The organism is Ruegeria sp. AWH4_226 (assembly GCF_056159225.1).
On sequence record NZ_JBSWUU010000001.1, the window covers coordinates 605,773 to 624,848 of the forward strand.

Consider the following 19,076-nt stretch of genomic DNA (forward strand, 5'->3'; position numbering starts at 1 on the left):
TCGTCAGAACAGCGAACCCTGATCTGTTGCATCCTTTTTGGACGGTTTCTTTTGAGATGGTCGGGGCGCTGCCGGTTGATCAGTGTTCAACACGCCGTCGGCAAACTCAATCTGAAGCGCGCTGTGTTTCGCGGCCTGAGCTTTCGTCGTGACGACCTGATCGTCAGCCCGTACCACCGCATATCCCCGCTGCAACGTCGCCTTGTAACTAAGCGTTTCGCGCAGACGGTCGGTTGCATCCAACTGTTGCCGCATCCGATCCAGCCGTGTCGCCTGTGCCGTGTCCAATCGCTCACCCAGACGCGAGAGAGTTTGACGCTGCAGTTTGATTTCACGCTGAATAGGACGCAAAGACAGGCGTGAGGACAGGTTGCGCACGGCCTCCTGACGGCTTGTCACAAGATTGCGCAGGGTTGACGGGCGCAGATGGGCAGAGAGTTTTACCACTTGAAGGTGACGGTTCTGGATCCCGCGCTCTAACGCAGGCGTCAGGCGATCTGCAATTAAATCAAGCCGTTGCCGGGGGGTGTTCAACAGGCTGTCTGGGCGTGGCAACGCGCGGGACAGATCGCGCAGGCGCTGCGAACGCCGTTGGACCGCATCGGTTGCAGCGCGGGATAGACGGGCGCCTTGTTCTCCGGTCCAGGCCAGCAATTCCATCCGCACAGGTACGGCCAGTTCGGCGGCGGCTGTGGGGGTAGGCGCGCGGCGGTCCGAGACATAGTCGATCAAGGTTGTGTCGGTCTCGTGCCCCACGGCCGAGATCAGTGGGATGTCCGAAGCCGCTGCAGCGCGTGCAACGATTTCTTCGTTGAATCCCCACAAATCCTCGATCGATCCACCGCCGCGGGCGACGATGATCAGATCAGGGCGCGGAAGTGCTCCGCCGGGTGTCAGTTGGTTGAAACCATTGATTGCATTGGCGACCTCGGGCGCGCAGTTCGATCCCTGTACAGCCACTGGCCAGATCAGCACTTTGCGCGGAAATCGGTCGCGCAGCCGGTGCAGAATATCCCGGATCACTGCCCCTGACGGAGAGGTCACGACGCCAATGATCTGCGGCAGATAGGGTAAAGGCTTTTTGCGTTCAGGTGCGAACAGCCCCTCAGATTCAAGCTGCTTTTTGCGCTTTTCCAGCAGTGCCATCAGCGCGCCTTGCCCGGCAACGGCGACCTCATCGACGTTCAGGTTGTATTTGGACTGTGCTCCAAAGGCGGTCAGCCGTCCGGTGACGACAACTTCAAGCCCTTCTTCAGGGACAACGGACAGTCCCGAGATCTGACCTTTCCACGTGGTGCAGGCCAGCACGTTCCGGTCATCCTTGATGTCATAATACAGATGACCCGACCGCGCCTTGAACACGCGACCAACTTCACCCCGAACGCGGATTCGCCCGAATGCACCTTCGAGCGTCCGTTTCACCTCACCCGAGATGTCGGAAACTGTGTATTCAGGGGTGTTTTGGCCGGGAATGGGGTCGTCAAGCAGGTCGGACATTTCAGCGCCTTGTGTCAAATGTCCGGCCAGCTTAGAACGCCCGCAAGGCGAGGCCAAGCAGATCGGAGTGCAGTCATGAATATCCTTATTCTCGGCAGTGGTGGGCGAGAACACAGTCTGGCCTGGGCGGTAATGCAAAACCCCAAATGCGACCGCTTGATCGTAGCGCCGGGCAATGCCGGGATCGCGCAGATCGCAGATTGTGCGGCACTGGATATTGAGAATGGCGGCGCGGTTGTCAGCTTTGCCGAAGAAAACGCGATTGATTTCGTGATTGTCGGCCCCGAGGCACCGTTGGCTGCCGGCGTGGCCGATCGCCTACGTGAAGCGGGTGTGCTGGTGTTTGGCCCGTCGGCTGCAGCGGCGCAGTTGGAAGCCTCGAAAAACTTTACCAAGGAAATCTGTGACGCGTCGGGTGCACCAACGGCGGCTTATGCCCACTTCAACGAAGCCGAACCTGCGAAAGCTTACATCCGAAAGCAGGGTGCGCCGATCGTGGTAAAGGCCGATGGTCTGGCTGCTGGCAAAGGTGTGATCGTTGCGATGGACGAAACAACCGCCTTGGAAGCAATCGACGATATGTTTGGCGGCGCTTTTGGCGGCGCAGGGGCTGAGGTCGTCATTGAGGAATTCATGGAGGGTGAAGAGGCGTCGCTTTTTGTGTTGTGCGACGGCGACGACATCCTGTCCGTTGGCACCGCACAGGATCATAAACGCGTGGGCGAGGGCGATACGGGTTTGAACACCGGTGGTATGGGCGCTTACTCTCCGGCTCCCGTGCTGAGCGCCGAGATCGAGGAACGCGCAATGGAGGAGATTATCAAGCCCACCGTTGCAGAAATGAAGCGTCGCGGCACGCCGTTTCAGGGTGTTCTCTATGCTGGCCTGATGATCAAGGACGGTCAGCCGCGCCTTGTCGAATACAATGTGCGCTTTGGTGACCCGGAATGTCAGGTTCTGATGATGCGCCTTGGCGCGCAGGCAATGGACCTGATGCACGCCGCCGCCGAAGGCCGGCTGGGTGAAGCGCGGGTGAACTGGGCGGACGATCACGCGCTTACCGTGGTTATGGCAGCGAATGGTTATCCTGGATCGTATAATAAGGGCAGCGTCATCAAGGGGTTGGATGGGCTGGCCGAGGACAGCGGGAACATGGTGTTTCATGCCGGTACCAAAACCTCCGACGGACAGATCGTGGCGTCGGGTGGTCGTGTATTGAACGTCACCGCGCGCGGCAACACTTTGCAGGAAGCGCGGGATCGTGCCTATGCAGCCGTGGACGGGATTGATTGGCCCGATGGGTTCTTTCGGCGCGATATTGGTTGGCGGGCTTTGTGAGCCGCAAGGCTCCCGCGCCCTGACGCTGCATCAAAGATGCATCGCCAAAGGCCTTGGGCCGGGCAGCCCGCTGATGCGGGCTGCGGGTGCTCTAACCCGAGCAGTTCAGGGCTTGTTTCATTGATTGAGGGTTGAACGAGGTCAGAACCTCGGGTGTCCAACCTTGATGATAGCTGACGCTAACGATCTGCTGCCAATCGGCGCTGACGACAATCAATTCGGGGCCGCGACCGCAATCCCGGATGCCACCGGTGATGAAGTCCTGGCCGATACGGTGATTGGTAAGGCCGGGCAGGGTGGCAATTCCCGTTAATCTTCCGTTCTGAAAGCGCCAGATGCGCAAGGTTTTTGCCAGATGAGGGCGGTCGATGTAAGCGATCTCGACATGTCCGTCACCGTCCAGATCGGCGGCTCCGATTGGAGCGAGCCAGCGAAACCGGGTGCCGATATGCGGCGTCGCTGCGATTTTGTCGCCAGTACTGTCATAGATTGCGAGTTGCGCGCCTGTACTGTCCTGAGACTCGACGACGATGACCTCTGAGGATCCATCTAAGTCCACATCCACCAGACGCGGCTGAAGGTCTTCAAAGACCCTGTCGGGTGGCAATTGAATACGTAGCTTTTTGCCCTGAACCGTCAGCTCGAGCGCACCGTACTCGATGGTGTCGCCCAACACGCCATGAGCATAACGTGTTGTGGGGTCTGTAAAACGGGCATGAGTAATGCCATCAGCAACGGCAGGTGTTAGCCCCGCCAACCAAACGCACATCGCCAGCACGGCGCCGCGGACCTGCACCCGCCGCAAGCGGGTCGGCAGACGCGGCGCTTTGGAGAGCATCAGATTTGCTTTTCAGGCATCTGCACGACCAGACCGTCCAATTCATCCGTGACCTTGATCTGACAGGTCAGGCGCGAGCGGGCCGGGTCTGGTTCATAGGCAAAGTCCAACATATCCTCTTCCATGTCATCCTTGGCCGGGATTTTCTCGACCCAGTCGGGATGGATATAGACATGGCAGGTCGAGCAGGCACAGGCTCCGCCGCAATCGGCCTCAATGCCTGGGATGTTATTGTCCCGGGCTCCTTCCATGACGGTCAGTCCGTTGGCGACGTCGACTGTGTGTTCGGTACCGCCATGCTCGACATAGGTGATCTTTGCCATTGCGTGCGTCTTCCTTTTTCGTTTGTCGATTTCTTCCTTAGTCAAGGCAAATAGGTCTTTCCAGCCTCATTTGCGACTCATCGCGCCGTGTCTGGACTTTCCTGCTGTTTGTTCTATTTTTGTTCTCATGCTTGTTGTCACTCATCGTCCTGCGGCATCGCACCGGGACTGGCCGCGCCCACCCGCCTGTTTGCCCTCGGATCGGCTGGACGACCCGCCCGAGGGCGCGCGTGTTGCCGTGGCCGGGCTGGTGATCCTGAGGCAGAGGCCGGGGACGGCCAAAGGGGTGATCTTCCTTACGCTTGAGGATGAGACCGGCATCGTGAATGTGGTGGTTTGGCGCAAGATCTATGAACGCTTCCGTCGCGCGGTGATCTCGGGGCGATTGTTGCGGGTCACCGGGCAGATGCAGCGGGCGCATTCGGTGACCCATGTGATTGCGGAAGAGATCGAGGATATCTCGGGGATGCTGGATGTGCTGGTACAGGAAGAGGGTACGCGGGCCTCTGCGGACAATAACAAAACATAATCAAATAGAAGCATAATAAAATAAAACAAAACAGTTACTTAAGCTGCAAAAGGAGTGCTGTATAGTGTTAACAGCTCACCTGGTGAGAGCTCCTGTTGCAACTGCGTCTGAGGTCGAAATGGCTACTTATTCCTATATCGGATACGCACCTGATATTATTCTGGGTGTGGGGGGGTTCGAGCAAGAGATCATGTTGGATGAGAGCTTTGACCCGGGCGAGGACCGCCGCGTCTTCAATGTTGTGGATCAAGCAGGACCGGTGCCGATTGCGAATGGAGATCCGGACACTGGTACGATCTTCGACGGTAACCGCATCAATTTCGAAGAAGGTGACGACGCAACCCAACAAGGGACAGTGACTGATATTGCCGGGAACAACATTCCAGGGCTGACCCCGGGCGGTGATATCTTCCTTCAAACAAATTTCCAGATCATGAATCCGGAAGGGGACACAATTAACTTCTACAGTGTAGAAGTTGACGGTGTTCTTGCCGGTTACGTCACGTCCGAACCTTTGGTTCCGGGGGTCGTTTATACGTACATTTTCAGAGACGTTGGTCCCAGTAATGCGCCGGACACAACAGACCCAACTGCGCTTGTTGATGTGCCGTGCTTTGTTCAGGGCACATTGATCCAAACGCCAATGGGGCAAACCGCTGTCGAAGATCTGGAGGTTGGCGATCTGGTCGTAACGGCAGGTGGGCAGGCAAAAGAAATCCGTTGGATTGGATCCCGCATCGTTGACGTTTCACGCTCGGATGCACTTCATCTGAGGCCGATACGGATTGCAAAAGGAGCATTGGCTGAAGGTGTGCCTAGCAGCGATCTTTTCGTGTCGCCAAATCACCGCATTCTGATGCCATCTGCAGATTTGCAGTTACTATTCGAAGAGGCTGAGGTGCTGGTGCCGGCAAAATTCCTGTTGGGCCTTCACGGCGTCGACGTTGTGGCCGACGCACAGCGGGTATCTTACTATCACTTCATCTTTGATGAGCACGAGATCGTGATGTCCAACGGGGCTCAAACCGAAAGCCTGTTTCCGGGTGATATCGCCCTAAGCGGAATGGAGCATCAAAGCCGCTTAGAGCTATTGGAAATCTTTCCCGATCTTTCTGATGTGTCACGTCCGGAATACGGCCCAACAGCGGCCAAGGTTTTGTGCAAACACGAGGCCAAGCTGTTGATATCGCGCTACGTCCAGTAGGTATTGGGCGCGTCAGCGTTTGAACAAATTGTCCTGAGCTTGCTTGCTGCTATGGTCGCCGCGCAACTCTGCGTGCAGCGCGCGCCCGGCTTGTACCCCGGGGCGGGCGCTGACCGTTTCTAACCACCGGGCAAAGTTGGGTTTATCCTCAAGAGTTTGCTGCTGACCTTCCCACAAGCTCGCCCATCCCCAGATCGACATATCGGCGATAGAAAAAAAATCGCCCGCGACATACTCATTCTCGGCCAGACGCCGATCGAGTACACCATAAAGGCGCCCGACCTCGGTGCGGTAGCGGTCCTTGGCGTATGGCAGATCTTGCGGAGGGTCCATGTTTGGGGCGTATTTCAGGAAATGATGCGCCTGGCCAGCCATCGGCCCAAGTCCGCCCATCTGCCACATCAACCATTCTTCAACGGCGATACGATCTCGCTCGGTCTGGCCATAAAAGCGGCCAGTTTTGCGGGCGAGATACATCAGGATCGCACCGCTTTCAAAGACCGAGATCGGAGCACCGTCCGGGCCATCAGAATCTACGATGGCGGGCATCCGATTGTTAGGGGAGATTTTCAGGAATTCAGGGTCGAACTGATCGCCCTTTCCGATATTGATCAGGTGGGTGGTGTAGGGCAGCTCCATCTCTTCCAAAGCGATGGATGCTTTCCAGCCGTTCGGCGTGGGCCAGAAGTACAGGTCGATCATGATTTCTCCTTGGGGTTGGAGGGGGATCATGAAGCTTTCTGTGCAAACGGCAAGATGCCTTCCGGGCGCGGCAGGGCAAAAAGCCGTGACCACCGACGGGTTGGGTTTGTGGGCAAGCTGCTCTGTAACTGAGACAGGCTCAGTCGGTCATGATGGCGTAGCAAAGCGTTGTAAACACGCAGCACTCCGGGGCGTGTGTAGCTGGACCAATGGCAAACGCGGCGCTGTGGGGCTGCTATTGGGAAGATCAGGCGCGACAGGTGGTCAAGCGTTCGGCCACAGTCGATTTGCAAGGTTACAGCGTTTGGTGCGTAAAGCCCGGTGCCTATGCTTCGGTCACCGCGTTGCGGCGGTTGTATCAACCACTCAAACAAGAAATCGAACAGGTCGTTTTCCCGGCTGGTCACGTTGATAAAATCGGCCTGCTGGCCCGCGGGCGTTTGCATTGCGCGCAACGTCCGGCTCTGGTAGGCCGCACCGGTCATCGAGATAATGCGATTCAGCGATCCGGGCGCGATGTGGTGCAATGCTTCGACCGCAAGTTCGACACCCATCGAATGCCCGATGAAGTGAATTGGGCGTTTTGGATTCAGGTCGTGCAGATCCCTGATCAGGGCGGCCAGTGCGCGGCCCGCTTCTGCCGCGCGGCGGTGCGCAACCCACAACGGCCCCTGCGCATTCCAACCAAATGCGATGCCAAGCCCTTCGTCGTCAAAGCCTGACCCGAACCCCAATTGTTGCGGCCAGCTTGAGCAAGGCCTGTGCATGGTCATCGGCTGCAGCGACAGAATGCGAGCGTGAGGGCAAGCCCTGACATGATCAGGGCGATACTTGTACCCATGAGTCATGATGATAACCGGTCCAGGCGTGTCACGCGTCTGCCGAAGGACGCTGCGCGGAGATCGTGGGCTGCAGTGCACGGTGCACGTTTCGCCGGTGGCGTTGATCCTGATTACTGGCATCTGCTCTGCCTTATACAAGATGTTGTGGTGCACGTCTGTCATAACGCTATGACGCTTTGGTGAAAGGACAGTTACAGAACCGTGACGTTGCCCCTGTCAGGGTTGACGCGTTCGCGCATGCGGCGTAATGGCAACATCACTACGTGGCGATTTGTTACCGGATTGCGGGCCACGCTAAACGAAACCGCTAAAAGGTCAGGATGAAAGGCCCCTTTCGCTTGACCGCGTCTGGGGTTTTTTTGATGCCCGTGCCAGACACGGGCCGAGAGGAAAGATATGAGCGAGAGCTGGAACAAACGCACCCAAGCCGTCCATGGTGGCATCCGCCGCAGCCAGTATAACGAGGTCAGTGAGGCGATTTTCCTAACCCAAGGGTTCGTCTATGAAAATGCCGAACAGGCTGAGGCTCGGTTTCTGGAATGTGGCCCGGATGAGTTCATTTATGCCCGCTACGGCAACCCCACAGTGTCGATGTTCGAACAGCGTATTGCCGTGTTGGAGGGGGCCGAGGATGCCTTTGCAACCGCGTCGGGCATGGCGGCGGTTAACGGCGCGCTGACTTCGATGCTGAAGGCTGGGGACCATATTGTTTCCGCCAAAGCACTGTTTGGGTCGTGCCTTTACATCGTTGAAAATATTCTGACCCGTTTCGGCGTGGATGTGAGTTTTGTCGATGGCACCGACCTTGCGCAGTGGAAGGCAGCGATCCGCCCGGACACGAAGGCGGTTTTCTTTGAATCGATGTCGAACCCGACGCTTGAAGTGATTGATATCGCTGCCGTTGCGAAACTGGCCCATGCGGTCGGGGCAGTGGTGATTGTAGACAATGTTTTCTCTACTCCGGTCTTCTCCCGTGCGATTGAGCAGGGGGCAGATGTGGTTGTGTACTCAGCGACCAAACATATTGACGGGCAGGGGCGGGCGCTGGGTGGCGTCATTCTGGGTACCAAGGACTTTATCCGTGGCACAGTCGAGCCATACCTTAAGCACACTGGCGGAGCGCTCAGCCCGTTCAATGCTTGGATCATGCTGAAGGGGTTGGAGACAATGGCCTTAAGGGTCAATGCACAGGTCGATACCGCTCAGATCGTGGCCGAGGCACTCGAAGGCCATGCCGCGCTAGAGCGGACGCTGTATCCGGGGCTCAAAACCCATTCTCAGAATGCGCTGGTGCAGACTCAGCTGGGCGGTAGGGGCGGCACGGTTCTGTCCCTGGATATCAAAGGCGGGAAAAAGGCGGCGTTTGCGTTTCTGAACGCGCTGAGAATTCCGATTATTTCCAACAACCTCGGTGACTCCAAGTCGATAGCGACCCATCCTGCCACAACGACGCATCAACGCCTGAGTGACGACCAGAAAGCTGAGCTGGGCATCACGCCCGGCCTGATCCGCCTGTCCATCGGTTTGGAGGACGCAGGCGATCTGCTGTCCGATATCATGCAGGCACTGGACGCGTCGCAAAAGTGATCTGTGATGCCCTGAAGCGGTTGAACCGCTTTGGGGCGCCCGGATCAGGTTCGGCCATAAGCCGCATCCAAGCTTGATCCGAGACGGTTACGCCGGGGTTTTGATAGCAAGAGAACACTGCAATCAAGCGCGCAATATCTTCGAGAGCCGTGATCACCCGGTGCGCGTGGTTTTTGTCCTTGAAAACGTTCAGTGTTCCGGGATTGAGTTGCTTGCAAAGCGATCGCCAGTGGCTAACCTACCTGTGACGGCCCGCAAACCGTCAATCCATCGACGATGGCCTGACTGCCGCAGGCGATCTATCGGGTATCACAGCTTGAATAATTGCCGAACGTCAGGTCGCAGGTGTTTGGAGTGTGACGGTTTTCTGCTGGGTTTTTTAAATCCGGACTGATATCCCGCACGTATCGGGCTAAACTAGTAATTGAACCCTCGACATCTATTTTAGTGATCGACCAACCAGGGAACCCCGGCTTATGAACGTCCATCCCCGCAACATTGATGACGCACCTGACACTGATGAGGCCACTGCGGCGCTGAAAACGCTCCGTAAGTGGGCTCAGACCGCGACCGAGGCCGAGATCAGCCAGCTTGATCCAGCCATCGCGCGCCTTGTGCCGGGGTTGGTTCCCATGAACTATCCGACCCTTTCGCGCGACTATCCCGAGGGTTTTCAGGTCGACAAGGCGTATCGCGCGACTCTGCCGGACCTGCAAAATGGGCCGTCCAGCCTGATCCGTGGGGCCAAACAGCAGATTCAGCATGTGGGGATTTCCAACTTCCGCCTGCCGATCCGGTTTCACCGCAAACATGGTGAGGATCTGACGCTTGAGACATCCGTGACCGGTACGGTCAGCCTTGATGCCGAAAAGAAGGGCATCAATATGTCCCGGATCATGCGCTCGTTCTACAAACATGCCGAGCGGACGTTCAGTTTTGAGGTCATGGAAGCTGCGTTAGATGATTACCTAACCGATCTGGACAGCTTTGACGCGCGTTTGCAGATGCGGTTCTCTTATCCTGATCGGGTGAAAAGCCTGCGGTCTGGGTTGGAAGGTTATCAGTATTACGACATAGCATTGGAACTGGTTGAGCAGAATGGTGTACGCCAAAAGATCATGCATCTGGATTATGTCTATTCGTCGACCTGTCCGTGTTCTTTGGAATTGAGCGAGCATGCGCGCGCGACGCGAGGACAGCTCGCGACACCGCATTCACAACGCTCGGTCGCGCGGATTTCGGTCGTTCTGGATTGCGATGCAGACTGCCTTTGGTTCGAAGACCTGATTGCGCTCTGCCGCCGTGCGGTTCCGACGGAAACTCAGGTCATGGTCAAGCGCGAAGACGAGCAAGCCTTTGCCGAGTTGAATGCCGCCAACCCGATCTTCGTCGAAGACGCAGCCCGTCTTTTCTGTGCTGAGCTTTTGGCAGATCACCATGTTGGCGATTTCCGCGTTGTGGCCAGCCATCAGGAAAGCCTTCACAGTCATGACGCGGTATCGGTTCTGACCGAAGGACCTACCTTTGTCTCTGCTAGCCTCGATCCGCGTCTGTTCTCGACCTTGTTTCACGTCGGGTGATCGATATTGAGGCTCAAAAGCCTCAATACATCTGAATTGGCGAATTTTTGCCGCAGTGCAGCAAAATTTCTGCACGCGCAGTGCGTTTCGCGATAAACTGGTGTGGAATGCTGCCGTGGCGTGCGTGATCACGCCCCACTGAAAGGAAGCCGAGACGTGCGACGCCCCGGAACCTCAGGCCTCTGCACTCCGTCCGAGGGATCGGGGCGGATAACGGTTCTTCTTTCCTTTGATGGCTGCATTTCTTTCACAGGAGAAATGACTAATGAACCCGATCACCCAACCGTTTGAGTTTCAGGCGGCGGCCATTCGTATGGCAGGTTATGCGATTAGCAACCAACTGAAGATCATTCAGATTTTCACGACCTCGGCGATGGAGTTGCCATTCGTGCCGATGCAAGTTCTGCACGCGTCTTCGTCGGCACCTGCGCAAGCGGCGCCAAAGACGAAAGCAAAGCCAAAGGCGGCCGCAGCCAAGCCTGCTGTCAGGTCCAGAAAGGCGGCAACAGCGAAGCCCAAGTCAAGTGTTCGTAATGCATCGCCAAAGGTCGAATCATCAGAGTCTGCAAAAAATGCCGAGCTGAAGCCGGCGACGCGCACGCAGCGCACTGCACCGACCAAAGCCGCTGCCGCCCCCAAAACACAACAAAGCAAACCGGTCGCCAAAGCCGCGACGCCAAAGTCATCGGCGCAGACTGTAAAGCCCAAAGCTGCACCGATGACCCAACCTGTCAAACCTACTGCGTCAAAGCCTACTGCCAAGGTTGCAACGCCGAAGGCCGCACCGCAGGCTGCTAAGCCTAAATCTGCCGCGAAAGCGCTGGCATCCAAACCCGCTGCGCTGAAACCCGCCGCCAAGGTTGCAACGCCGAAGGCCGCACCGCAGGCTGCTAAGCCTAAATCTGCCGCGAAAGCGCTGGCATCCAAACCCTCTGCGCAGAAACCTGCGGCCAAGGCTGCAACGCCGAAGGCCTCAACACAGGCTGTTAAGCCTAAATCTGCTCCGAAAGCCCAAAAAGCCCAAGCAGCCAAGCCTGCTGCGCCGAAACCTTCCGTCAAGGCGGTGACGCCGAAGGCCGCACCGAAGCCCGCTGAGGCGAAACTCGCCGCGAAAGCGGAAACGAAACCAGTCGAACCGGCAACCGCGATGAAGGCTGAAACACCAATCAGCGAAAAACCTGTGGGCACCAAGCCTGAGGCGAGCAATATAGATGTGGCGAAGCCCGCTGTGTCACCATCCAAGAGTTCAACGGCCGCTAACGCCATAACCCCGAAAACGGCGGCTTTAGCGGTGGCAGATGCCAAACCTTCGGAACCTGTGCGCAAGACGCGTGCGCCCTCGATGCCGCCCGCTATGCCCACACCTGTCAGCAAAACTGACAGCTAAACGGGACATCCGCTTGACTCGGTCGTGCAGGCGCGCCAACGCTGCGCCTCATGACGGATATGCGCCCGGTTGGATATGTGATTGGCCTGTTGGTCGCCATACTTGGGGCGACCATGACGCTGCCTATGCTTGCAGATCTGATCGAGGGGCGCGGCGAATGGCATGTGTTTTTTGAAAGTGGGGTCATCACCATCCTGGCCGGGGTGGTGCTTTCCATTAGCTGTTCGAACGGGGTGGGTGAAGGTCTGACGATCCGTCAGACCTTTTTGCTGACCACGGGTGTCTGGGTTGCGCTTCCGTTTTTTGGCGCAATTCCATTTCTGTTCGGTGAGACCGAACTGCGCTTTGTCGATGCGTATTTCGAGGCGATGTCAGGGCTGACCACCACCGGCTCAACCGTCATTTCTGGCTTGGATGATTTGCCGCAGGGCCTGTTGTTATGGCGTGGCTTGCTTCAATGGCTGGGTGGGATCGGCATTATCGTCGTTGCCATGGTGTTCTTGCCTGAGCTTCGGGTCGGAGGGATGCAAATCTTCCGTTCGGAAGGGTTTGAGACCATGGGAAAAATCCTGCCGCGCGCGCAGGAGATCGCGGGCCAGATTTCCCTAATCTACGTTTTCCTGACCGTTGTTTGTGCTTTGGTTTACGCGGGTCTTGGAATGGGGTTTTTCGACTCCGTCGTGCATGCGATGACAACCATCGCTACTGGTGGATTTTCGAATTATGATTCGTCCTTCGCGCAGTTTTCCGGACCGACCGAATATGCGGCATCGGTCTTTATGATATTGGCGGCGTTGCCTTTCGTGCGCTACGTGCAGTTTGCAAATGGCAATACGAATTCCTTGTGGCAGGACAGTCAGATACGGACCTTTCTTGTCACGATCCTCGTGTTGGTTCTGATCATGGCCGTGTTCCTGATTTCGGTTTTTCCGCGCGGCTGGGAGCAAGCATTTCGGGAATCCCTGTTTAACATCACTTCGATCATCTCGGGCACCGGCTATGCCAGTGTCGATTACATGGGATGGGGCAGCTTTCCGGTGATGCTGTTCTTTCTGATCGGTTTGATCGGAGGCTGCGCGGGCTCGACAGCCTGTTCAATCAAGATATTCCGGTATCAATTGCTGTTTGCTTCGATCAAAACCCAGATCCGCCGTATCCGCTCGCCACACGGCGTCTTCGCCCCGCGGTATGACGGCCGCACGGTCGGGCCGGATGTTCTGACATCGGTCATGAGTTTTTTCATGTTCTTCGTGCTGTCGCTTGGGGTACTTGCCTGGGCGTTGGCGCTGACCGGGCTGGATTTCATAACGTCGGTTTCGGGCGCGGCAACTGCACTGGCGAATGTAGGGCCGGGGTTGGGCGATCAAATCGGTCCGGCGGGAAACTTTGCCGGGCTGAACGACACCGCAAAATGGCTGTTGTCGATCGGCATGCTGGTCGGGCGGCTGGAGCTGCTGGCGGTCTACGCATTGTTTACCGTTCAATTCTGGAGAAACTGATGAAGAGACCTCTGGGCGCCCAGATTTCGCACATGCTAAAGGATCGGGGCGTTGGTGTGATTTTCGGTATCCCGGGCGTGCACAATCAGGAACTGTATCGAGGTATCGAAGAGGCGGGACTGACGCATGTTTTGACCAGGCATGAGCAAGGTGCAGGGTTCATGGCAGATGGTTATGCCCGCGCGACCGGCAAGCCAGGGGTAGCCTATGTGATCACGGGGCCTGGCCTGTGCAATATCATGACACCGATGGGGCAAGCCTATTCGGACTCGGTGCCGATGCTGGTGGTGTCGTCCTGTCTGGATGAAACGCTAGCCGTGCATGGGCAGCTTCATCAGATGAAGGATCAACGCGGGGCTGCTGATACGGTGGCGGACTGGTCATGTCAGGCAAACACCGCACAGGCGGCATATGGTCTGATCGAACGCGCGTTTGAAGAGTTCGAACTATCCCGCCCGCGTCCGAAGCATATCCAGGTGCCGATCTCTCAGCTTGAGGCCGACGCTGATCCGGCGCCGTTTCCCAACCAGCCCGCATTGCGAACCAAGGTATTGCCGCCCGATGTCGCCCCAGTGGTGTCTTTGCTGAATATCGCGCGCAGACCTCTGTTCATTTTAGGAGGTGGCGCGCGATCCAACCTCTGGCGGCAGATTCTGACAGAAGTGGGCGCGGCCTGTTTCACAACCTATGCCGGGCGGGGCTTGGTGGGGTTGGGCTATGAGCTTGATTTTGGCGCCACGCTGCCGCGTCCCGCAAGTGCCGAGGTAATCGGGTCGGCCGATCTTGTCGTCGCGGTGGGGGCGGAGCTGGGTGAGGTTGATCTGTGGCGCGATACGCTCGGACACAAGGCCCATTTGGTTCGGGTCGACCTTGATCCAAAGGTTCTGGGTGACCAACACCGGGCCGGAATCAAGCTGCAAGCGGATGGTGAAAGCTTTGCCAAGGCGTTATGGGCCGCGATTGACAGCGTGAAACCCGCCACAGGCTGGACGCCCGCAGAAGTGAGCCAGGCACGCGCCCGTTGGAAGGCCGGAGTGGATGCCGAGCGTCCAGGGATTGTACCGGTACTTGACGCTTTGCGCGATGCCATGCCTGCGGACACGATGATTTATTCGGACATGACCCAAATCGCCTATGTCGCGAAAGAGGTCTGGGACATGGCCTATCCCTATCACTGGCATCACCCGACCGGATTTGGCACGCTGGGATATGCGTTGCCGGCGGCAATTGGCGGCGCAGTGGCGCGTAGGGGGAAACCGACGGCCGCCATAGTGGGCGACTACGGGTTTCATTACACGATGATGGAGCTGGGTGTCGCAGTCGAGCTTGGCCTGTCGCTGCCCATTATTCTTTGGGACAACGGCAAACTGAAAGAAATCGAAGACAGCATGGTTCGTAGTCAGATAGCGCCGAACGCGGTGGTCGCGCGAAACCCCGATTTCTGCAAGTTGGCTGAGGCTTTTGGCGCCTTATCTGCCGCGCCGTCAAACTTGGCAGAGATGCAGGCTGCTGTGCGTTCGGCCTTTGATGCGCCACTACCAACACTGATCCGAGTGACACCGGATATCGTCTAGTCTGGAAAGCCGCCCCTTAGGGCGGCGTCTCTGAGCCAATCGCGTTAGTCCCAGCAATGAACGAGAACAGTCATTCCATTGGCCCTGCGGCTTAGTTCATTTGGTGAGATTCCCGCGCTGGCCTGACCAGGTTGACCTGACACCCCAGCCTGTTCAAGGACCTTGTTCAACCGCTCTGCCGTAGCCGCCAGACTGACCGAGGCGGGCAGTGTGCGCCCGTCGGAAGGCGTCGGTAGAAGCATGCCAACAACTTGTCCCGCGTCATCAAAGACAGGTCCACCCGCGTCGCCCGGTTGGGCAGCCAAAGCCAGACGCTTCACACCGTCCTCTCCGTTCAAACCGCGCACGTCCGTGATCTGGCCATAAGTCAGTGTCGGCGCACCCAGCGCGCCTTCGTACGAAAAGCCTGACACTGCGACCTCGGACTGAATGCGCGGTCGATCCGCGCTGAACTCTGCGATGTTGATAGGTGCTAGCGTGCGGCGCGGGCGCAGTACGGCAACACCCAGATCAGCATCGGCCCAGGCAACCTGAACCTCTTGATCGTCGTTAAGGGTGATCCGGGTGCAACTGTCTGTGGCCTCGGACACTGTGAGGATCGTGCCATTTGCATCCGTAAAGAACCCCGACCGCGACAGGCGGGGCGTGCGGATTTGTAATCCCGAAACAAGGTCAATGCGTTGATCTGCATCCGCGCCGGCACCGGGATCAAGGACCGCTCCGTTTGTCGAAAAGCTGGCTTTGATCGCGGCCTGAACTCTTGCGCGACGAGCGTCGTCACCTTCGGGCCAGACCAGTGTAAAGCCTTTGATTTGGCCGTCCTTCAGGGTTGCTTCGGTATATGACACGATGCCGTTGCCGCGACCCTCAAGGGTAAACCGGTCGCCGCGCAGCTCTCGTGGGCCATTCAAAGGAACAATCTTGAGCGATTGCATGACCTCGTACAACGCCCTTAGGGTCGCCCGATCACCTTCCTGGCTGATCAAAAGGGCCGTCGCACCCAGATCGGACGTGCTTTCGAAATGCGCAAAAGGTGCCTCATAGCGGTCGAAGGTCAGAATGCCCAACGGCAAGTCGAGGTCTATTCCCGCCTGCGGATCCGAATATCGCTGCATACCCACGCTGATTAATGGCGCGTTATAGTCGTCCATCAGCGCTTTGCGCTGGACACTGGTCAATACGCCAGTCGCCTCATATCCGTTAAACCGTTGCCATTCACCCATCGAGCGACGCGTTCCCTGACCGAACGCCCCGTCAATGGTCGCGTTGTAAAACCCAGCCGCTTGAAGGGCAGTCTGCAAGTCCCTTCTCTCTTGCGCGGTCAAAAGACGCTCAGACTGCAAGGCTTGCGAACGGGTTTCATCTGTCGGTTTTGGGCTAAGGCCCGAAATGGTTTGATCGGGTTGCGGGGTTGGGTCAACGGGCGGCGTGACCACGCCACGGTTCAGAATATTCGCCCCGATTGGCCAAAACTGCTGACCCATCGCGCTTGTAAAGGTGATGTAGCTGTCTGAGGGGATCTGACCTTCGGCCCGGTATACCCTCAGAACCTGATCGGCGTCGCTTCGTAAATATGGTCCGATAACAATGGCATACCAGCCAGAGTTCAGGCGGAATCCGTTCACGTCTGGCAGAACATTTGCGTATGCCTGCGCGCGTTCCTGTGCTTCGCGCAGCGAGGGGTGTGCTTCGACCTGAACCCAGACACCTGCGTCCTGCTGCGCCGAAACTGCGCGGATGCCGAAGAGAATTAGAAACAGAAGTGCCGTGATGATGCGTGTCATTGTCTGCCTGTGTCCGCAGTGTTTTATCTTTTCCCCAGACTACGCGATTTGAAGGGGGAAACGCCATGCCCGGAATACGGGGAATTTCCAGTGTGGCGGCGCAGTGACAGCGGACCGCATTGGCCCGTTGACGCACCTTGGCCCCTTGCATAGGAAGGACAAAACCCACCGGAACCGGGCGCAGATGCGTCCAAAGGGAATGTCATGACCGAACAGTCCAGCGCACCACGTTCATTTCAGGAGATAATCCTTCGACTGCAGACCTACTGGGCCGCAAAGGGATGCGCCATTCTGCAACCATATGACATGGAGGTCGGCGCAGGCACGTTTCATCCGGCGACCACGCTGCGCGCGTTGGGGTCAAAGCCTTGGGCCGCCGCTTATGTACAGCCCTCTCGTCGTCCAACCGACGGGCGCTATGGTGAAAACCCGAACCGGTTGCAGCACTATTACCAGTATCAGGTGCTGATCAAGCCAAGCCCCCCGGATCTGCAAGAGCTGTATCTGGGCAGTTTGGAAGCTATCGGCATTGATATGGACCTGCATGACATCCGATTTGTCGAGGATGACTGGGAAAGTCCGACCCTTGGCGCCTGGGGGCTTGGTTGGGAGGTCTGGTGCGATGGTATGGAAGTCAGCCAATTCACCTATTTCCAGCAGGTCGGCGGCCACGACTGTACGCCCGTTTCCGGTGAACTGACCTATGGTCTTGAACGTTTGGCGATGTACGTGCTGGGTATTGATCACGTTATGGAGATGCCCTTCAACGATCCTCAGTCGCCAAGCCCGCTGACCTATGGCGACATTTTCAAGCAAACCGAAGAAGAATACGCGCGGTGGAACTTCGATGTCGCGAACACCGAGGTTTTGCTGCGCAACTTCGAAGAGGCCGAAGCGGAATGCGCTGCCATTTTGGGGCAAGAGCATGACGACCCCAAAACCGGCAAGCGTATTGTCATGGCGCACCCTGCGTATGACCAGTGCATCAAGGCGTCGCACATCTTCAATCTTCTGGACGCGCGGGGCGTGATCTCGGTCACCGAACGGCAAGCCTATATCGGGCGGGTCAGGGCGCTGGCCAAGCAATGTGCCGATGCCTTCGTACAGACCGGAGCCGCCGGGTTCGAGGTGTAATGGCGCGCTCAGGCCAATCCCGGCAACAGCACCTTGAGGCCATCGGCAATCATACCGATCGCGATGGCCGACAGGATCATGCCCATGAAGCGGCTCATGATGACGCGGGCGTTCTGGGACAGGCGCTTGGACAGGGCCGAGGCGTTCCAAAAGGTTATGAAAAGCAAGAACAGCACGATCAGGAAAACACCGGCATAGATCACTGCATCCATAGGTTTCGAGATATGGTGCGCATAAAGGATCAGCGTCGTGATCGTACCGGGGCCAACCAGAATGGGAAAAGCCAACGGATAGAAGGCGACCGTGGCCGGTTCGGGGTAGGCTTGCTTTTCGCCTTCCGTCCCGTGATGCGAGGAGCTTTGGTTGCCGCTCAACATGTTCAGGCCGATCATCAAGACAACCAATCCGCCTGCGACCCGCAGATCGTCGACGCTGATCCCGAACAGACCCAGCGTCTGGCTACCGATACCGGCGAATGCTCCGCCGAGGATCAGGCAATAGGTGGCCGTCTTTGCCGCAACCTTGCGTTGGTCGCTGGGGGGCAGGCCGTCGGTGACACTCAGGAAAACGGGCAGGTTGGTGATCGGGTTCATGATCGCAAACAGCGCGCCAAAGAACCCAACGGCAAGGGTCGTGTCCATCGCAAAGACCTCGGTTCAGCCTGTATCGATTTGGAAACTGGCCTATTTATCCAAAAGTTGAAAGAGGCTGCGTGATCAGGATGTTCAGAAGATGACCGGAAAACTGCTTGCCATCATTCTGCTTGTATCCGCTGTCGCGGCTGGTGCGGGCATGTACTATCTGCAGGTCTATGGGTTTTATTATGACGTCGCCGCCAAACCCGGTGAGGATGTCATGTTGCTTGCCGAGGGGGCAGAGGACCCTCAGCCGATCTCGTATTCCGCGTTTCAGGCTATTGATGCTGACAGCTCTCCGATCCGATACCGGGCGTGTTTTGAGACCGACCTGACCTACGAGGATTTTTCCACGTTTCAGCTGGTAAAAGACCCCGAGCCGTTGACCGCGCCGGGGTGGTTTGACTGCTATGACGCGGTGGCCATCGCGGATGCATTGAAATCCGGACAGGCGCAAGCCTTTATGGGCACCAAGAATATTCACTACGGCGTTGACCGGATCGTTGTCGTAACCAATGATGGCAAGGGCTATGTCTGGCACGCGCTGAACAATTGCGGTGAAAAAGCCTATGATGGAACAGTCGTGGGTGAGGAATGCCCACCCCGACCCGAAAACTGAGGCA

Annotated in this window: 17 protein-coding genes and 1 riboswitch; of the genes, 9 read left to right on the plus strand and 8 right to left on the minus strand. The window is 57.3% G+C overall.

What is annotated here, in order from left to right; translation table 11 throughout:
* Positions 1–3: 3 nt before the first annotated feature.
* On the minus strand, positions 4–1,497 hold the full coding sequence (gene xseA / locus ACXAET_RS02955; RefSeq protein ID WP_475180837.1) for an exodeoxyribonuclease VII large subunit: 1,494 nt from the start codon (positions 1,495–1,497) through the stop codon (positions 4–6).
* Between the two features lie 75 nt (positions 1,498–1,572).
* Here xseA and purD point away from each other — a divergent pair, with 75 nt between their 5' ends.
* Entirely contained in the window at positions 1,573–2,835 is a 1,263-nt protein-coding gene (purD, locus tag ACXAET_RS02960) for a phosphoribosylamine--glycine ligase (protein WP_475180839.1), read from the plus strand.
* 91 nt (positions 2,836–2,926) lie between these two features.
* Here the strand turns inward: purD and ACXAET_RS02965 are convergent, their stop codons facing one another.
* Positions 2,927–3,673, minus strand: coding sequence for an FG-GAP repeat domain-containing protein (locus tag ACXAET_RS02965; protein ID WP_475180844.1), 747 nt, complete (start codon positions 3,671–3,673; stop codon positions 2,927–2,929).
* Complete coding sequence (locus tag ACXAET_RS02970; protein ID WP_475180847.1) at positions 3,673–3,996, minus strand: 2Fe-2S iron-sulfur cluster-binding protein; 324 nt, start codon at positions 3,994–3,996, stop codon at positions 3,673–3,675. Before ACXAET_RS02970 ends, ACXAET_RS02965 begins: the two co-directional genes overlap by 1 nt.
* A 127-nt stretch (positions 3,997–4,123) precedes the next feature.
* Here ACXAET_RS02970 and ACXAET_RS02975 point away from each other — a divergent pair, with 127 nt between their 5' ends.
* Entirely contained in the window at positions 4,124–4,525 is a 402-nt protein-coding gene (locus ACXAET_RS02975) for an OB-fold nucleic acid binding domain-containing protein (protein ID WP_475180849.1), read from the plus strand.
* 118 nt (positions 4,526–4,643) lie between these two features.
* Positions 4,644–5,729, plus strand: a complete 1,086-nt coding sequence (locus tag ACXAET_RS02980) for a Hint domain-containing protein (protein ID WP_475180852.1) — start codon at positions 4,644–4,646, stop codon at positions 5,727–5,729.
* A 12-nt stretch (positions 5,730–5,741) separates the two neighbouring features.
* Here the strand turns inward: ACXAET_RS02980 and ACXAET_RS02985 are convergent, their stop codons facing one another.
* Positions 5,742–6,431 (minus strand): glutathione S-transferase N-terminal domain-containing protein, encoded by a 690-nt coding sequence (locus ACXAET_RS02985; RefSeq protein ID WP_475180855.1) that lies wholly within the window; start codon positions 6,429–6,431, stop codon positions 5,742–5,744.
* Positions 6,432–6,457: 26 nt separating this feature from the next.
* Positions 6,458–7,435 carry an alpha/beta hydrolase gene (locus ACXAET_RS02990; RefSeq protein ID WP_475180858.1) on the minus strand — a complete coding sequence of 326 codons (978 nt, stop codon included), beginning with the start codon at positions 7,433–7,435 and terminating at the stop codon, positions 6,458–6,460.
* A gap of 91 nt (positions 7,436–7,526) precedes the next feature.
* A riboswitch (SAM riboswitch) is annotated at positions 7,527–7,604 on the plus strand.
* A gap of 65 nt (positions 7,605–7,669) precedes the next feature.
* On the opposite strand from ACXAET_RS02990, the gene metZ reads away from it, so the two are divergent.
* Entirely contained in the window at positions 7,670–8,860 is a 1,191-nt protein-coding gene (gene metZ, locus ACXAET_RS02995) for an O-succinylhomoserine sulfhydrylase (protein ID WP_475180860.1), read from the plus strand.
* Positions 8,861–9,336: 476 nt separating this feature from the next.
* Complete coding sequence (gene folE2, locus ACXAET_RS03000) at positions 9,337–10,440, plus strand: GTP cyclohydrolase FolE2 (RefSeq protein ID WP_475180862.1); 1,104 nt, start codon at positions 9,337–9,339, stop codon at positions 10,438–10,440.
* Between the two features lie 351 nt (positions 10,441–10,791).
* Here folE2 and ACXAET_RS03005 read toward each other — a convergent pair whose 3' ends face one another.
* A complete protein-coding gene (locus ACXAET_RS03005; RefSeq protein WP_475180865.1) occupies positions 10,792–11,814 on the minus strand; it encodes a hypothetical protein in 1,023 nt (340 codons plus the stop codon).
* 63 nt (positions 11,815–11,877) lie between these two features.
* Here ACXAET_RS03005 and ACXAET_RS03010 point away from each other — a divergent pair, with 63 nt between their 5' ends.
* A complete protein-coding gene (locus ACXAET_RS03010) occupies positions 11,878–13,326 on the plus strand; it encodes a TrkH family potassium uptake protein (RefSeq protein ID WP_475180868.1) in 1,449 nt (482 codons plus the stop codon).
* A complete protein-coding gene (locus tag ACXAET_RS03015) occupies positions 13,326–14,900 on the plus strand; it encodes a thiamine pyrophosphate-binding protein (protein WP_475180870.1) in 1,575 nt (524 codons plus the stop codon). Before ACXAET_RS03010 ends, ACXAET_RS03015 begins: the two co-directional genes overlap by 1 nt.
* A 44-nt stretch (positions 14,901–14,944) precedes the next feature.
* Here ACXAET_RS03015 and ACXAET_RS03020 read toward each other — a convergent pair whose 3' ends face one another.
* Positions 14,945–16,684: a serine protease gene (locus ACXAET_RS03020; protein ID WP_475180874.1), complete on the minus strand. Its 1,740-nt coding sequence runs from the start codon at positions 16,682–16,684 to the stop codon at positions 14,945–14,947.
* A 204-nt stretch (positions 16,685–16,888) separates the two neighbouring features.
* On the opposite strand from ACXAET_RS03020, the gene ACXAET_RS03025 reads away from it, so the two are divergent.
* Positions 16,889–17,818, plus strand: coding sequence for a glycine--tRNA ligase subunit alpha (locus ACXAET_RS03025; protein WP_475180879.1), 930 nt, complete (start codon positions 16,889–16,891; stop codon positions 17,816–17,818).
* A gap of 8 nt (positions 17,819–17,826) precedes the next feature.
* Here ACXAET_RS03025 and ACXAET_RS03030 read toward each other — a convergent pair whose 3' ends face one another.
* Positions 17,827–18,459 carry a MarC family protein gene (locus ACXAET_RS03030; RefSeq protein ID WP_475180884.1) on the minus strand — a complete coding sequence of 211 codons (633 nt, stop codon included), beginning with the start codon at positions 18,457–18,459 and terminating at the stop codon, positions 17,827–17,829.
* 91 nt (positions 18,460–18,550) lie between these two features.
* Here ACXAET_RS03030 and ACXAET_RS03035 point away from each other — a divergent pair, with 91 nt between their 5' ends.
* Positions 18,551–19,072 (plus strand): DUF6446 family protein, encoded by a 522-nt coding sequence (locus ACXAET_RS03035; protein WP_475180889.1) that lies wholly within the window; start codon positions 18,551–18,553, stop codon positions 19,070–19,072.
* The last annotated feature ends 4 nt before the right edge of the window (positions 19,073–19,076 follow it).

Excerpts from the sequence above, each read along its gene's own strand:
- xseA (WP_475180837.1), bottom strand. The coding sequence starts at position 1,497 with ATGTCCGACCTGCTTGACGACCCCATTCCCGGCCAAAACACCCCTGAA.
- purD (WP_475180839.1), top strand. The coding sequence starts at position 1,573 with ATGAATATCCTTATTCTCGGCAGTGGTGGGCGAGAACACAGTCTGGCC.
- ACXAET_RS02965 (WP_475180844.1), bottom strand. The coding sequence starts at position 3,673 with ATGCTCTCCAAAGCGCCGCGTCTGCCGACCCGCTTGCGGCGGGTGCAG.
- ACXAET_RS02970 (WP_475180847.1), bottom strand. The coding sequence starts at position 3,996 with ATGGCAAAGATCACCTATGTCGAGCATGGCGGTACCGAACACACAGTC.
- ACXAET_RS02975 (WP_475180849.1), top strand. The coding sequence starts at position 4,124 with ATGCTTGTTGTCACTCATCGTCCTGCGGCATCGCACCGGGACTGGCCG.
- ACXAET_RS02980 (WP_475180852.1), top strand. The coding sequence starts at position 4,644 with ATGGCTACTTATTCCTATATCGGATACGCACCTGATATTATTCTGGGT.
- ACXAET_RS02985 (WP_475180855.1), bottom strand. The coding sequence starts at position 6,431 with ATGATCGACCTGTACTTCTGGCCCACGCCGAACGGCTGGAAAGCATCC.
- ACXAET_RS02990 (WP_475180858.1), bottom strand. The coding sequence starts at position 7,435 with ATGACAGACGTGCACCACAACATCTTGTATAAGGCAGAGCAGATGCCA.
- metZ (WP_475180860.1), top strand. The coding sequence starts at position 7,670 with ATGAGCGAGAGCTGGAACAAACGCACCCAAGCCGTCCATGGTGGCATC.
- folE2 (WP_475180862.1), top strand. The coding sequence starts at position 9,337 with ATGAACGTCCATCCCCGCAACATTGATGACGCACCTGACACTGATGAG.
- ACXAET_RS03010 (WP_475180868.1), top strand. The coding sequence starts at position 11,878 with ATGACGGATATGCGCCCGGTTGGATATGTGATTGGCCTGTTGGTCGCC.
- ACXAET_RS03015 (WP_475180870.1), top strand. The coding sequence starts at position 13,326 with ATGAAGAGACCTCTGGGCGCCCAGATTTCGCACATGCTAAAGGATCGG.
- ACXAET_RS03020 (WP_475180874.1), bottom strand. The coding sequence starts at position 16,684 with ATGACACGCATCATCACGGCACTTCTGTTTCTAATTCTCTTCGGCATC.
- ACXAET_RS03025 (WP_475180879.1), top strand. The coding sequence starts at position 16,889 with ATGACCGAACAGTCCAGCGCACCACGTTCATTTCAGGAGATAATCCTT.
- ACXAET_RS03030 (WP_475180884.1), bottom strand. The coding sequence starts at position 18,459 with ATGGACACGACCCTTGCCGTTGGGTTCTTTGGCGCGCTGTTTGCGATC.
- ACXAET_RS03035 (WP_475180889.1), top strand. The coding sequence starts at position 18,551 with ATGACCGGAAAACTGCTTGCCATCATTCTGCTTGTATCCGCTGTCGCG.